Here is a 13,918-nt window from a genome sequence, read left to right on the forward strand (position 1 = left end):
CGCGCGCCGCGCGAAGGAGCGGAGACGGTTTCATCGCCTCCGCTCCTTCGCGCGCCACGCGCGGCGGCACGCCTACTCGGTATAGAACTGCCGCACCTCGACCAGGCCACCACGGGCCATCGGATGCCTCGCCGCGATCTCGAGCGCACGGTCGAGCGACTCCGCCTCGATCAGGTCGAATCCGGCGATCTGCTCCTTCGACTCGGCGAACGGGCCATCGGTGATCAGCACGCGATCACCGCGACGGCGCACGACCTTCGCCGTCTCCGCGGGAAGCCGCTCCCCCATGATGCGTTCGCCCGAGCCGTCGGTCTCTGCCACCCAGTCGTCGATGGGCAGGTCGCCTGGCGCTTCGGGCTCGGCGGTCGGGTCGGTGCAGATCAACAGCATGTATCGCATGAGCGTTCCTTTCGTCGTTCACTCATACACACGTCGCACGCCCATGGGGCAATCCGACATTTCGCGCGTGGACGTTTTTCGACGCCTACTGCGCGGCGCGCTCCAGCACGAGTTCACGCACGCGTGCCGCATCCGCCTGGCCCTTCATCGCCTTCATGACGGCGCCGATAACGGCTCCTGCTGCCTGCACCTTGCCGTCGCGGATCTTCTGCAGCACGTCGGGCTGCGCAGCGAGCGCGTCGTCGATGGCCGCGATGAGCGGGCCGTCGTCGGAGACGACCTTGAGGCCGCGCGCCTCGACCACGTCGGTGGGCGAGCCTTCACCGTCGATGACGCCTTCGAGTACCTGGCGAGCGAGACGGTCTGTCAGATCACCGTTCTCGACGAGCGCGACGAGCTCGGACACGTGCAACGGAGACACCAGGGTCGGTGCCGACGCTCCTCGTGCGTTCGCGATGCGGCTGATCTCGCCGGTCCACCACTTGCGGGCGGCAGCGGGCGCCGCTCCCTCCGTCACGGTCGCTTCGACGACGTCGAGCAGGTCGCCATTGACGACGTCTTGGAACTCGAGCGCGGTGAAGCCCCATGCCTCCCGCAGCCTTGCGCGGCGCTCCGACGGCGGCTCAGGCAGGGTGGTACGCAACTCCTCCACCCATGCCCTGCTGGGCGCGACGGGAACCAGGTCGGGCTCCGGGAAGTACCGGTAGTCGTCGGCGTCGCTCTTCGGACGGCCCGCCGACGTCGTGCCGGTGTCTTCGTGCCAGTGCCGCGTCTCCTGCGTGATGGTGCCGCCGGCATCCAGGATGGCGGCCTGCCGCTGGATCTCGTACCGAACCGCCCGCTCGACCGAACGCAGCGAGTTGACGTTCTTGGTCTCGGTGCGCGTGCCGAGCCGGCTCGAGCCGCGGGGGCGCAGCGACACGTTGGCGTCGCAGCGCACGTTGCCCTCCTCCATGCGCGCGTTCGAGACGCCGAGCGCCTTCACGAGCTCACGGATGTGCGCGACGTACGCCCGCCCGACCTCCGGCGCATCGGCGTCGACGCCCTCGATGATCTTCGTGACGATCTCGACGAGCGGGACTCCGCCGCGGTTGTAGTCGACGAGCGAGTACTCCGCGCCCTGGATGCGCCCCGAGATACCGGCATGCGTGAGCTTGCCTGCATCCTCTTCCATGTGCGCTCGCTCGATGAGCACGGTCACCTGACGACCGCTCTCCAGCTCGATCGTCACCTGCCCGTCGTGCGCGATGGGCTCGTCGTACTGAGACGTCTGGAAGTTCTTCGAGGTATCTGGGTAGAAGTAGTTCTTGCGCGCGAACCTCGAGCTTTCCGCGATGTCGCAGCCCAGCGCGAGGCCCAGCCGGATGCTCGATTCGACCGCCTTGTGGTTCACCTGCGGCAGTCCTCCCGGGAGTCCGAGGCAGGTCGGGCAGGTGTTTGCGTTGGGGCCCGAGCCGAACTCGTTGGCGCATCCGCAGAACATCTTCGTCTTCGTGTTCAACTCGACGTGCACCTCGAAGCCGAGCACGGGTTCGAACAGTTCGAGAGCCTTCTCGTAGTCCATCAGAGCGTCTTTCGCCATCAGACAGCTCCCTCCTCGCTCGCGAACATCTCGGTCTCGGCAAGTTGCGGGGCCTGAGCGAGCAACGGATGCCCCCAACCGGCCTCGAGCAGCTGCTCGAGTGCGGCGCCCACCGTGTACAGCCTGGCGTCCTGCCGTGCGGGTGCCATGATCTGCAGGCCGACGGGCAACCCGTCTTCAGGGGCGAGCCCGACCGGAAGAGACAGGCCGGGAACGCCTGCGAGGTTCGCCGGGATCGTCGTGATGTCGTTGAGGTACATCGCCAGCGGATCGTCGATCTTCTCCCCGAGCTTGAACGCGGTGGTCGGAGCGGCGGGACTGATCAGCACGTCCGCCTTCTGGAAGGCCGAGGAGAAGTCGCGCTGGATGAGCGTGCGCACCTTCTGAGCGCTGCCGTAGTACGCGTCGTAGTAGCCGGCGCTCAGTGCGTAGGTTCCGAGGATGATGCGGCGCTTCACCTCCGCGCCGAAACCAGCGTCGCGCGTGGCCGACATCACGCGTTCGGTCGTCACCGGCGCGCCATCTGGCGTCACCCGGAGGCCGAAGCGCACCGAGTCGAAGCGCGCCAGGTTGCTGGATGCCTCGGCGGGCAGGATCAGGTAGTACGCGGCCACCGCGTACTCGAAACTCGGCGCCGAAACCTCGACGACCTCGGCGCCCGCAGCGGTCAGGAGCTGCACCGTCTCGTCGAAGCGCTGCTTGACACCTGGCTGGAAGCCCTCGCCGCTGCCGGCGATCTGCTTGACGACGCCGACGCGCAGGCCCTTGAGCGCGTTGCCGCGCAGCCCGGCCCGCGCCGCCTCCGCCATCGAGGGCCACTCCTCCTCGAGCGAGGTGGAGTCCAGCGGGTCGTGGCCGGCGATCACGTCGTGCAGCAGGGCTGCATCCAGCACGCTTCGCGACACCGGACCCACCTGATCGAGCGAACTGGCGAGCGCGATGGCGCCGTAACGACTCACCCCGCCGTACGTGGGCTTCACCCCGACGGAACCCGTCACGGCAGCCGGCTGGCGGATCGAGCCGCCGGTGTCGCTCCCCAACGCGAGTGGCGCCTCGAAAGCAGCGACCGCCGCGGCGGAACCGCCGCCCGAGCCTCCCGGGATCCGCTCCAGGTCCCAGGGGTTGCGGGTCGGGCCGAACGCGGAGTGCTCGGTCGATGAGCCCATCGCGAACTCGTCCATATTGGTCTTGCCGAGCGGCACGAGGTCCGCCTCGCGCAGCTTGCGCACCACGGTGGCGTCGTACGGCGGAACCCAGCCCTCAAGAATCTTCGAACCAGACGTCGAAGGCATGTCGTATGTGCACAGCACGTCTTTGATCGCGATCGGCACGCCCGCGAGCGGGCCGAGCCTCTCACCTGCCGCGCGCCGGGCATCCACCGCATCGGCCGTCGCGAGAGCCCGCTCGGACGCCACGTGCAAGAACGCATGCACGTCGGGGTCGACAGCCTCGATGCGCTCGAGGTGCGCACGCGTGGCCTCGACACTTGAGATCTCGGATGCCTGCAGCTTGCTCGCGAGTTCGGCCGCACTGAGCCTGGTCAGGTCGCTCATCAGGCCTCCTCGTCCAGGATCGGCGGCACGCGGAAGTAGTCGCCCTCGCGGTCCGGCGCGCCGGACAATGCCTGCTCGACGCTCAGCCCAGGCCGCACCTCGTCTTCGCGGAACACATTCGTCATCGGGATGGGATGGCTCGTGGCCGGCACATCGGGCGTCGCCACCTCGCTCACCTTCGCCACGGATTCGACGATGTGGCCGAGCTCGGCCGTGAGGCTCCTCAACTCGGCTTCGCTCAGGTCGATGCGGGCCAGTTCGGCCAGATGCCTGACCTGGTCGGCAGTGATCTGAACAGCACTGATGTCGGGCATGCGTCTCCGTCGCTTGATTTCGGTTCGAGGGATGGCATCCAGTCTATTCGGCACGCATGCCCGCCTCGGCGTGCGGGAAGGTCACCCTTGCGTCGGCCGGGGTCCGGTTGGCGCGGCACTGGGTGACGACGGCGTGGACCGGGCGTCCGTTCCGAACAGCCCCTTCCCTGAGACGCCGATGAGCTCGTAGGCCTCCCGGTAGGTACGCGGAACTTTGGTCTCGTCGCCTCCGTAGTGCGCGATGAGCATGCCGAGCAGCCCGACGCCAGGGGGCCCGAGCGGGCGGTCGCCGTCCGGTCCCTCCACCGGTGGGCCGGCCTCCGGGTTGGGTGGAATCCACTGCGGATGGGTCTGGGGCCAGGTGCCGGGTTGACGCGGCGTGCCGAGCGTGACGGCGTTGTCGATGGTCGGCGCACCCGCATCGCGCCTGGTCATCGCCTTGAGGTCGTACTTCTTCTCCAGGGTCGCCGCAACACTGGAGTGGTGCATGGTCTCGCCTATGACGTGGCCCTTAGCTGTCCAGGCCGAGATCGCCAAAGCGGGCACTCGCACGCCGAGCCGATCGAAGCCGAAGCCCATCTCGGTCTCGCCAATGCGCGCCGAGGGAGGCGTGGCCGCCGGCGGTGGCACGTGGTCGTAGAGGCCGCCGTGCTCGTCGAAGGTGACGAACAGCATTGTGTTCATGGCGTTCGAGCCCTTCACCGAAGCGCTCTCTCTGATTGACGAGTAGACGTGGTGCAGAAGTGCCTCCCCGGCGCGCACGTCGGAGATGGCGCCGCTCTCGATCAGGTGGCCGTCGACATCCGTCGCCGTCAGGGGCCCGACGGGCGGATGCATGTCATTGTGGTCGTACGTCATGCGCGGCTCCACGAATGAATACGCAGGCAGCATGCCGTGCTTCACGTCGTCGTAGAACCGGGTCATGGTGCGGAAGTGCTCGGTCTTCCAGAAGGGCTGCAGAGCTGGCGCGTGGATGAAGCCGGTCAACGACAGGAACTGGTTGTCGTCGAAGTACACCGCCCAGTCGACGCCCGCGTCCTCAAGCCGATTGAAGATGGTGGGTGCGTCGCGCGGCACCTCGAACCATTTGCGGAAGCCTCCGCTGCCGTTGTTGGTCACGAACCCGTGCGAGGTAGCAGCGTGGAAGAACGAGCGGTTGCAGAACGTCTGCGACGGTACGGCGCAGTGCCAGTGGTCGTAGACGGCGAACTCGCGTGCCAGCGTGGAGAACACGGGAAGCATCGTCGGATCGAACGCGCCCATGATGTGCCGGTATTCGTCGATCGTCGGCGTCGCCCCGCCCCGATCGATGCGCAGATGGTTGATGTAGTCGGCGAGGAAGCCGCTCATGTCGGCGCGCCGGCCGTCCGGCGGTGCATTGAACGGCGGCTTCATCTCCCAGAAGAACTTGCCCTCGTTGTCGGGTGGGTCGACGGTGCCGAAGAGCTGCTGGTTGACGAAGGGATATTCCTCACCCGGGTCGGGGTGCGGCTGACTCATGACGAAGTCAGTGGTGCCGTTGTACACATGCACCGGGATGTCCTGCCCTGTGAGGGGATCGCGGTTGCTGTCCCGTCGCACATCGAGGCCCTCGAAGCGCTGGCCTCGTGCCGGGCGTTCGTCTGCGTACAGGAACCCCAGAATGTTGTCGAACGACCGGTTCTCGAACATGATCACGACCAGATGGTCGAACCCCGCCTTGGACGGAACGGGAAGCGCAGCGAGTTCCGGCCCCACCTCCGAGCGCACGCTGGCACGCCCAACGGATGCTCCGACGACGCCGCCCACCACCCCGCCTACGATGCCTCCCGCTGCCGCCCCGGCAGCCGCAATGCCGGCGCCACGCAGGAACGAGCGACGAGAAGTAGCTGATGCGTCTTCCGAGCGCTCCGGTTCCCCCTCCGATTCGTTCGGCGCGTTCACGGGCCCATCTGAGCGTTCCGCAACACCCTCGGGCTCCTCAGTTGCGCCCCGCGACCGGGCTTCGTCGCCCGTCAACTATTCGCGGCCTCATCCGCGGAGCCTGTACGCGTCGTGCCGGCAAGCGCGGCAGGACCCCCTTCGAGCAGCAGCCTGAACTGCTCGGCGTCGATGATCGGGATCCCCAGCTCTTCCGCCTTCGCCAGCTTCGAGCCGGCACCCGGCCCCGCGGCAACGTAGTCGGTCTTCTTGGAGACGCTCGAGGCCGCCTTGCCGCCAGCGGCGATGATCGCCTCGGTGGCACCCTCCCTGCTGAAGCCCTCGAGTGAACCGGTCGCCACCACGGTCAGGCCGGCGAGCGGGCCGGATGCCTCGCCTGCTCTGCCCGGCCCTGGATGCCCAGGCACTGCGAACGGCACGCCCGATGCCGTCCATTGCTCGACGATCTCCCGGTGCCAGTCGGCCTCGAACCAGTCCAGCACGGCATCCGCGATGATGCCCCCTACGCCGTCGACGGCTGCCAGCTCGTCCCTGCTCGCCGAGCGGATGGCGTCGAGGGACCCGAACCACGACGCGAGGGCACGCGCCGCGACCGGTCCGACGTGCCGGATGTTGAGTGCGACCAGAAAGCGCCACAGCTCGCGCTGCTTCGCCGCCTCGATGTTCGCCAGCATCTCGTGGGCGAGCTTTGACGGCACGTATCGCTCGTCGCCCCTGAACCCCATTGAGCTCGGATCGAAGGGACCGTCGGCATCCCTTCCCGTCGCCCGGCGCTGCCGCCTGAACGGCGTGTCAGTGCGCACCCTGATGGTGACTCCGTCGGCCGTCACCAGCTCGCGACCCGGCTCGTCGTCGTCGACCTGCCGCGGCAGCCCGGTCTCCGGGTCGCGCACGATCACCTCGATGGGGAAGATGCGCTCGAGCGTGAGGTCGAAGAGACCGGCCTCGGTCGGCAGCGGCGGAATCGGCGGATGCAGCGGCTGAGTCAGCGCGGCAGCCGCAACCTCGCCCAACGCCTCGATGTCGAGAGCTCCCCTGCCCCCGATGTGCTCGACCCGTCCTCGCACCTGCGCAGGACAGGCGCGCGCGTTCGGGCACCGCAGGTCGATGTCGCCCTCTTTCGCGGGCCTGAGCTCGGTTCCGCACTCCGGGCAGTTGCGGGGCATCGCGAACTCGCGCTCGGAGCCGTCGCGCCGTTCCAGAACCGGACCGAGCACCTCAGGGATGACGTCGCCCGCCTTGCGCAGAACCACGGTGTCCCCGATGAGCACGCCCTTGGCCTTCACGACCTGTTGATTGTGCAGCGTTGCCTGCCGAACCGTGCTGCCTGCCACCTTGACCGGCTCCATGACCGCATACGGCGTGGCCCGGCCCGTTCGGCCGATGCCCACAAGGATGTCCACCAGTTTCGTGAAGACCTCCTCCGGCGGGTACTTGTACGCGATCGCCCACCTCGGCGCCCGGCTTGTTGCGCCCAACTCATCGTGCGTGGCCAGGTCGTCGACCTTGATCACGACACCGTCGATCTCGTGCTCGAGCGAGTGCCGCTTCTCCCCCATCTCGCCGATATAGGCGGCGACCTCGTCGACATCGTCGAGAACCCGGTTGTGCGGCGACACGGGCAATCCCCATGCGCGCAGCAGGTCGTAGATCTCCGACTGCGTCGTCACCGGAGGGTTGTCCCATGCCCCGATGCCGTGCAGATAGAGCGACAGGCGGCCCTGGCGTTCCTGCATGAGCGCGATCTCCTGCTGCGACTTGTTCTCCCGTCGCTGCCTGAGGCTTCCGGCCGCCGTGTTGCGCGCATTCGCGAACTCCGGGTAGCGGGTCTTGATCTCCTCGTCCGACCTGCCCTTGGCCCGCTGCTCGGCGGCGTACTGCTCCTGCAACTGATGCTGACGTTCGTTCAGGTACTCGAAGTCAGCGGTCTTCAGGAAGACCTCTCCACGCACCTCGAAGAAGGCCGGCCATCCACTGCCCTGCAGCCGCGGCGGGATGACAGGTATCCAGTCCACGTTCTCGGTGATGTCCTCGCCCACCGTGCCGTCGCCACGCGTGGTCGCGGTTTCGAGCACCCCGTCCCGGTACGCAAGGCTTATCGCGAGACCGTCGATCTTCACCTCGGTGAGCCAGCGGACCGGGTGACCCGCGGCATCCTGCGTCTTCGTCGCCCAGTCCCGCAACTCGTCGACGCTGAAGACGTTGTCGAGGCTGAGCATGCGCTCGGCGTGCTGGTGCGGGGGGAAACCGGCCGATGCGATGTCGGCCCCCACCGTCTGGGTCGGGCTGTCTTGCCCAGCAAGCTCGGGATATTCGCGCTCGACGGCCTCGAGCCGATGGATGTCGGCGTCGTACTCGGCGTCGCTGACCAGGCTCCCACCCTCGTAGTACGCAACCCTGTTGCGCTCGATGCGTTCGCGGAGCGTCTCGGATTCGGCGCGGGCGGAGTCGAAGTCTGCGGGGATGTCCGTCACGTCGCCATACTAGGAGCCGCCGCCGACGCTGCCGAGTAATCCGGCAGAATGCGTTATGGCCGGTCTGCCTGTGAGGAGAGTGTCATGCGCATCGTGATCGTGCCGGGCATCGACGACTCTCCGCATGATCACTGGCAGTCCATCTGGCAGCACTCTCTGGGCAGTACCGCGGTGCGGATCGCCCCCGCCTCGTTCACCGAGCCGGGGAGCGAAGACTGGATGGCGGCGATCGAACGCATCACGCGTCACGACGACGTGCTCGTCGCTCACAGCCTCGGATGCCTCGCGGTCGCGTCGTGGATCGTCGGCGGCGGGCGCGCAGCCGGTGCGTTCCTCGTGGCCCCTCCCGACGAGGAGGCGCCCGCGTTCCCGTCGGCAGCCACAGGTTTCAGCGCCCCACGAACGAGGCTCGGTGTGCCCTCCGTCATCGTCGCGTCGGAGGACGACCCGTACTCCTCGCTCGAACACCTCGCTCAGCTGAGCTCGTGGTGGGGGTCACCCGTCGTGAACGTGGGTCCGCACGGGCATCTCAACAGAGCAAGCCGCCTTGGCGAGTGGGACGAGGGACGCAGGCTGCTGACGGCCTTCGTCGCGGGAATGGGCTCAGCCCTGCCGATCTGAGCGAGAACGTACCCATCACGTCGCGCGATGCTCGATGCGAGGACGAGCACGACGGACGATCGGTTCTGGACGGCTACGCGTTCACCGGAACCGCACTGACGGTGCGGTCGATGGTGCACTGCCCGAGCACACGGGTTCCGACGTACACCACGGCGCTCTGGCCCGTCGCCACGCCGTTGATCGGGGTCTGCGGTCTGATGACGAGCTCACCGTCGCGCAGGAAGGCGGTGGCGGGAACCGGGTCGGCGTGGGCGCGGATCTGCACCTCGCACGCGAACGGAGTGCCGGCATCCTCGGGAGCGAGCCCGGCCCACGTGATGCGGGCGCCGGCGAGTTCGGCGATGTCGAGAGCTTCCTTCGGTCCGACGACCACCGTGTTCTCCTTCGGCCGGACCTCGAGCACGAACCGGGGACGCCCGTCCGGCGCTGGAACGGTGATGCCGAGGCCCCGCCGCTGACCGACGGTGTACGCGGTCGCCCCTTCGTGATTGCCGACGACCGCGCCCTCGCGATCGACGATGTTCCCCGGCGCCGCTCCCACGTGCTCCGCGAGCCAGCCCCTGGTGTCGCCGTCCGGGATGAAGCAGATGTCGTGCGAATCCGGCTTCGAGGCGACCGTGAAGCCGCGCTCGGCGGCCTCTGCGCGAACAAGATCCTTCGAGGGCGTCGCGCCGAGCGGGAACATGGCGTGCGCCAGCTGGTCGGCCGTCAGGACGCCGAGAACGTACGACTGGTCCTTCGCCCACGCTGCCGCACGGTGCAGCTCGCGGTTTCCGTGGGCATCCGTCACGACACTGGCGTAGTGGCCCGTGCACACGGCGTCGAAGCCGAGCGCGAGCGCCTTTTCGAGCAGCGCGGCGAACTTGATCTTCTCGTTGCAGCGCAAGCACGGGTTGGGAGTTCGCCCCGCGGAGTACTCGGCGATGAAGTCGTCGACCACGTCGAGCTTGAACCGCTCGGAGAAATCCCACACGTAGTAGGGGATGCCGATCAGGTTCGCCACCCGCTGCGCGTCCATCGAATCCTCGATGGTGCAGCATCCACGGCTACCGGTGCGCAGAGTGCCAGGCATTCGGCTCAGCGCCAGGTGCACCCCGACCACGTCATGTCCGGCGTCCACAGCACGGGCAGCCGCCACCGCGGAGTCGACTCCCCCGCTCATCGCCGCAAGAACACGCATGCGCCTCAGTCTACGAAACCGCGCCTGAGTGCCGAGTGGCGCCCGTCAACGCGCTCCGAAGGACGATTCCCTGGCTGCCAGGCCGGCGAGGGATGCCTGCGCGTACGCCCCAGGGAGTGCCGCGAGCAGTGCGTCCACGTCGGCATCGGTCGAGGTGCGTCCGAGGGTGATGCGCAGAGCCCCTCGGGCCTCGTCCTCGCTTCGCCCCATGGCACGCAGCACGTGCGACGGCTCCGGGATGCCCGCCTGGCACGCCGAACCTGTGGACACTTCGACGCCCGCTGCATCGAGCAGGAACAGCAGGGAGTCTCCCTCGCAACCCGGGAACGTGAAGTGCGCGTTGGACACGAGCCGGGCATCCGAGCCCCCCTCGTGGGCGGAGAGCGGATCCGGACCGCTGAGCACAGCACCAGGAACAAGGGTGCGCACGCCGCGGATGAGCCTGTCGCGAAGCGCCGCCAGACGCCGCGTCTCCGCCGGCCGGTTCTCCTCTGCGGCCGCTGCTGCAACGGCGAAGGCCGCGGCAGCAGCCACGTCCTGTGTACCGCTGCGCACCTGCCTCTGCTGCCCGCCCCCGTGGATGAGCGGGACGATGCTGGCGTCCCTCGAGAGCACGAGCGCCCCAGCACCCACGGGGCCACCGACCTTGTGCGCCGACACGCTGAGGGCCACGAGCCCGGCGTTGCCCTTGGAACCCGTGCGGGAACGCATCGTGGCGAAATCGATGGGGAGATGGCCGAACGCCGACACGGCATCCACATGCACCGGAACACCTGCGGATGCCGCTGCTGCGATCAACTGCTCGGCCGGCTGCACGGTGCCGACTTCGTTGTTCGCCCAGAGGAAGGTGAGCAGCGCGATGGTCTCCGGGTCGCGCGCGAGGGCATCCTCGAGCGCGTCCAGACGAACGAAGCCCTGTTCGTCGAGCGGGATCCACTCAACCTCGGCGCCCTCGTAAGCGTGAAGCCACTCCACGGTGTCTAGGGTGGCGTGATGCTCGCCCTCCGGCACCAGGATGCGCATGGCACGGCGCGCCTCTCCCGCCCAGTACAGCCCCTTCACAGCGGAGTTGATCGCCTCCGTGCCGCCTGAGGTGAACACCACCTCGATGCTCTCGGATCCGAGGGCGTGGGCGACGCGCTCACGGGCATCCTCGAGCGTGCGTTTGGCCGTCTGACCGGCCGTGTGGATGCTCGACGGGTTGCCGACCTCCTTCAGCGCGCGTGTGTACGCCTCGATCGCCTCTGGCAGAACGGGGGTGGTGGCGGCGTGGTCAAGGTAGACCGGCATACGAATTACTGTAGGACGCATGCCCAGCGACGATCCCCTGTCAGAGCTCGGTGTGCGCGCCACCGGGGAAGGCGGGCGCATCGGGGTGTACTCGAAGAACGCGACGGCGATCGAACTGCTCATCTTCGATGACTCGGATCAGCATTGGATGGTCGAGAGCGTGCCGTTCGAACGGGGCAACGGTGACGTGTGGACCACCCAGTCCCCGCATCTGAAGCCGGGTACGCGGTACAACATCAGATGTTCCGGCCCCCGCGGGCCCGAGCACCACTTCAATGAACGCAAGGTGCTCATCGACCCGTACTCACGCGGTCTGCTGCGTTCTGGGACCAAGGAGTGGCGCTCGGTCGTCGTCGACGGAACGTTCGACTGGGCAGGAACGTCGAAGCCTCGCGTCCCTCGTGACCACACCGTGGTCTACGAGGCGCACGTCAAGGGCCTCACCGCCCTGAATGAAGCAGTGCCTGTCGAGCTGCGCGGCACGTATGCAGGCCTCGCGCACCCGTCGACCATCGAGCACCTGACGCGTCTGGGTGTGACGAGCGTTGAGCTCCTGCCGGTTCACGCATTCGTGACGGAGCAGCGGTTGGCGCGACTGGGTCTCACCAACTACTGGGGCTACAACACTCTTGGCTTCTTCGCGCCGCACGCGCCCTACGCGACGAGGCAGGCGCAGGCATCCGGTGCCGAGGCCGTGCTGCGCGAGTTCAAGGGCATGGTCCGGCTGCTGCACGAGGCGGGCCTCGAGGTCATTCTCGACGTCGTCTACAACCACACCGCAGAAGAGGGCCTGGGCGGGCCCACCACGAGCCTGCGCGGCATCGACAACGCCACGTACTACCGGCAGAACGCCGACGGCTCCTACATCGACACGACCGGTGTCGGCAACACCATCGACTACGGCAACACCATCGCGCGGCGACTCGTGCTCGACTCGCTGCGGTACTGGGCCGACGACGTGCAGATCGACGGGTTCCGATTCGATCTCGCCGCCACGCTAGGACGTGACGAGACCGGTGAGTTCGACAACGACCATTCACTCCTCAACGCGATCGTCGACGACCCCTACCTCGAGGGCGTCAAGCTCATCGCGGAGCCGTGGGATGTCGGTCCAGGCGGCTGGCAGACCGGCGGGTTCCCGAACGGCTGGCACGAGTGGAACGATCGCTATCGGAACCGGGTGCGCTCGTTCTGGCTGCCCGACATCGCCGATGCACGAGCCCAGGGTGCGGCACCGACGGGTATCGGTTCGTTCGCCACCCGTCTCGCCGGCTCGTCCAACCTGTTCAGTCCCGAACGGGGTCCGCTGGCGTCGGTGAACTTCGTCACCGCCCACGACGGATTCACGCTCGCCGACCTCGTCTCCTACGACGAGAAGCACAACCTCGGCAACGGGGAGAACAACAGGGACGGCACCGACGACAACCGTTCGTTCAACCACGGGGTGGAGGGGCCGACCGACGACGAGACAATCCTCTCGGTGCGGCGCAAGGCGGCTCGCAATCTGATGGGAACGCTGCTGCTGTCGGCAGGCATCCCGATGCTCACGGCCGGCGACGAGTACGGCAGGACGCAGTCGGGGAACAACAACGCGTACTGCCACGACGACGAGCTCACCTGGTTCCGATGGGACTGGGACGAGCGCCAGCGTGATTTCGCGGCGATCACGGCCGAGTTGATCCGGCTCCGCCGTGAGAACCCCGCACTCCGGCCCGTGCGATTCGGCAAATTCGGCGAGACCGTGCCGAGCGCGAGCCAGCTGGACTGGTACGACGCGGCGGGAAGCACCATGGCCCAAGAGGACTGGGACTCGCCGGAGAACCGCACTCTGCAGTACCTCGCGGCCTCGACGCCGGAGTTCGAAGAGTTCAACCGCATTCTCCTGGTCGTGCACGGCCTTGAGACGGAGACGACGGTCACGCTTCCCGCGCACGAAGGCGTCGCCTGCTACACGCTGTTGTGGGACAGCGCCGAAGAGACGGTGTCGGATATGGGGGCCGAGTTCGCCCCGGGCCAGACGGTGCGGCTGGAACCGACCTCGATGAAGCTGTTCCGGGCTCACGACTGATCGCGCTGTGGCGAGACGGTCGGCCGGGTCGAAGCAGTCGGCGGGAACTCCCGCGACCGTCGCTCTGACGCGCGCAGGCATCCCCTTCGCCTCGCACACGTACGAGCACGATCCGCTGGTCACGTCGTTCGGCGTCGAAGCCGCCCGCGAGCTGGGTGTGGAAGCCGACCGCGTCTTCAAGACCCTTCTGGCGGATGCCGATTCTCGCCTGGTCGTGGGAATCCTGCCGGTCACCCGGCAGCTCGACCTGAAGGCCCTCGCATCGGCGGTCGGCGCCAAGCGAGCCTCGCTCGCCGACCCGGCGCTGGCCGAACGCAAGACCGGCTATGTCGTGGGCGGCATCTCTCCGATCGGAGCGAAGACACGGCTCACAACGGTGCTCGACGCCTCGGCCACCGCCTTCGAGACGATCTACGTCTCGGGCGGTCGCCGCGGTTTCGACGTCGAGTTGACGCCGGCCGACCTGCTCCTCGTCACGCAGGGTCGGTCGGCAGCCATCGCGCGGTGAGCCATGCCC

At 67.6% G+C, this 13,918-nt stretch carries 11 protein-coding genes; 3 read left to right on the forward strand and 8 right to left on the reverse strand.

The window, feature by feature from the left end; translation table 11 throughout:
- Window positions 1-72: 72 nt before the first annotated feature.
- From ACO2Q7_RS02880 to ligA, 6 genes are all read right to left on the reverse strand, one after another.
- On the reverse strand, window positions 73-399 hold the full coding sequence (locus ACO2Q7_RS02880) for a YciI family protein (RefSeq protein ID WP_423354125.1): 327 nt from the start codon (window positions 397-399) through the stop codon (window positions 73-75).
- 85 nt (window positions 400-484) lie between these two features.
- On the reverse strand, window positions 485-1,981 hold the full coding sequence (gene gatB, locus ACO2Q7_RS02885; RefSeq protein WP_423354126.1) for an Asp-tRNA(Asn)/Glu-tRNA(Gln) amidotransferase subunit GatB: 1,497 nt from the start codon (window positions 1,979-1,981) through the stop codon (window positions 485-487).
- Window positions 1,981-3,534, reverse strand: coding sequence for an Asp-tRNA(Asn)/Glu-tRNA(Gln) amidotransferase subunit GatA (gene gatA / locus ACO2Q7_RS02890; protein WP_423354127.1), 1,554 nt, complete (start codon window positions 3,532-3,534; stop codon window positions 1,981-1,983). Before gatA ends, gatB begins: the two co-directional genes overlap by 1 nt.
- Window positions 3,534-3,848: an Asp-tRNA(Asn)/Glu-tRNA(Gln) amidotransferase subunit GatC gene (gatC, locus tag ACO2Q7_RS02895; protein WP_423354128.1), complete on the reverse strand. Its 315-nt coding sequence runs from the start codon at window positions 3,846-3,848 to the stop codon at window positions 3,534-3,536. Before gatC ends, gatA begins: the two co-directional genes overlap by 1 nt.
- A gap of 81 nt (window positions 3,849-3,929) precedes the next feature.
- A complete protein-coding gene (locus ACO2Q7_RS02900) occupies window positions 3,930-5,771 on the reverse strand; it encodes an alkaline phosphatase family protein (protein ID WP_423354129.1) in 1,842 nt (613 codons plus the stop codon).
- Window positions 5,772-5,842: 71 nt separating this feature from the next.
- Window positions 5,843-8,242 (reverse strand): NAD-dependent DNA ligase LigA, encoded by a 2,400-nt coding sequence (gene ligA / locus ACO2Q7_RS02905; protein WP_423354130.1) that lies wholly within the window; start codon window positions 8,240-8,242, stop codon window positions 5,843-5,845.
- Between the two features lie 84 nt (window positions 8,243-8,326).
- Between ligA and ACO2Q7_RS02910 the strand changes: the two genes are divergently transcribed.
- Entirely contained in the window at window positions 8,327-8,863 is a 537-nt protein-coding gene (locus tag ACO2Q7_RS02910) for an RBBP9/YdeN family alpha/beta hydrolase (RefSeq protein WP_423354131.1), read from the forward strand.
- Window positions 8,864-8,936: 73 nt separating this feature from the next.
- Here ACO2Q7_RS02910 and mnmA read toward each other — a convergent pair whose 3' ends face one another.
- Together mnmA and ACO2Q7_RS02920 are read right to left on the reverse strand one after the other, a co-directional pair.
- The gene (gene mnmA / locus ACO2Q7_RS02915; protein ID WP_423354132.1) at window positions 8,937-10,043 is read right to left on the reverse strand and encodes a tRNA 2-thiouridine(34) synthase MnmA; all 1,107 of its coding nucleotides are present in this window, start codon (window positions 10,041-10,043) and stop codon (window positions 8,937-8,939) included.
- Window positions 10,044-10,088: 45 nt separating this feature from the next.
- Window positions 10,089-11,333: a cysteine desulfurase family protein gene (locus ACO2Q7_RS02920; RefSeq protein WP_423354133.1), complete on the reverse strand. Its 1,245-nt coding sequence runs from the start codon at window positions 11,331-11,333 to the stop codon at window positions 10,089-10,091.
- Window positions 11,334-11,352: 19 nt separating this feature from the next.
- Here ACO2Q7_RS02920 and glgX point away from each other — a divergent pair, with 19 nt between their 5' ends.
- Both glgX and ybaK read left to right on the forward strand, forming a co-directional pair.
- Window positions 11,353-13,401, forward strand: a complete 2,049-nt coding sequence (gene glgX, locus ACO2Q7_RS02925) for a glycogen debranching protein GlgX (RefSeq protein ID WP_423354134.1) — start codon at window positions 11,353-11,355, stop codon at window positions 13,399-13,401.
- Window positions 13,402-13,408: 7 nt separating this feature from the next.
- The gene (gene ybaK, locus ACO2Q7_RS02930) at window positions 13,409-13,909 is read left to right on the forward strand and encodes a Cys-tRNA(Pro) deacylase (protein ID WP_423354135.1); all 501 of its coding nucleotides are present in this window, start codon (window positions 13,409-13,411) and stop codon (window positions 13,907-13,909) included.
- Window positions 13,910-13,918: the final 9 nt, after the last annotated feature.

Origin of the sequence: Rathayibacter sp. KR2-224 (assembly GCF_049446075.1) — a bacterium.
Classification (GTDB): Bacteria; Actinomycetota; Actinomycetes; order Actinomycetales; family Microbacteriaceae; genus Humibacter.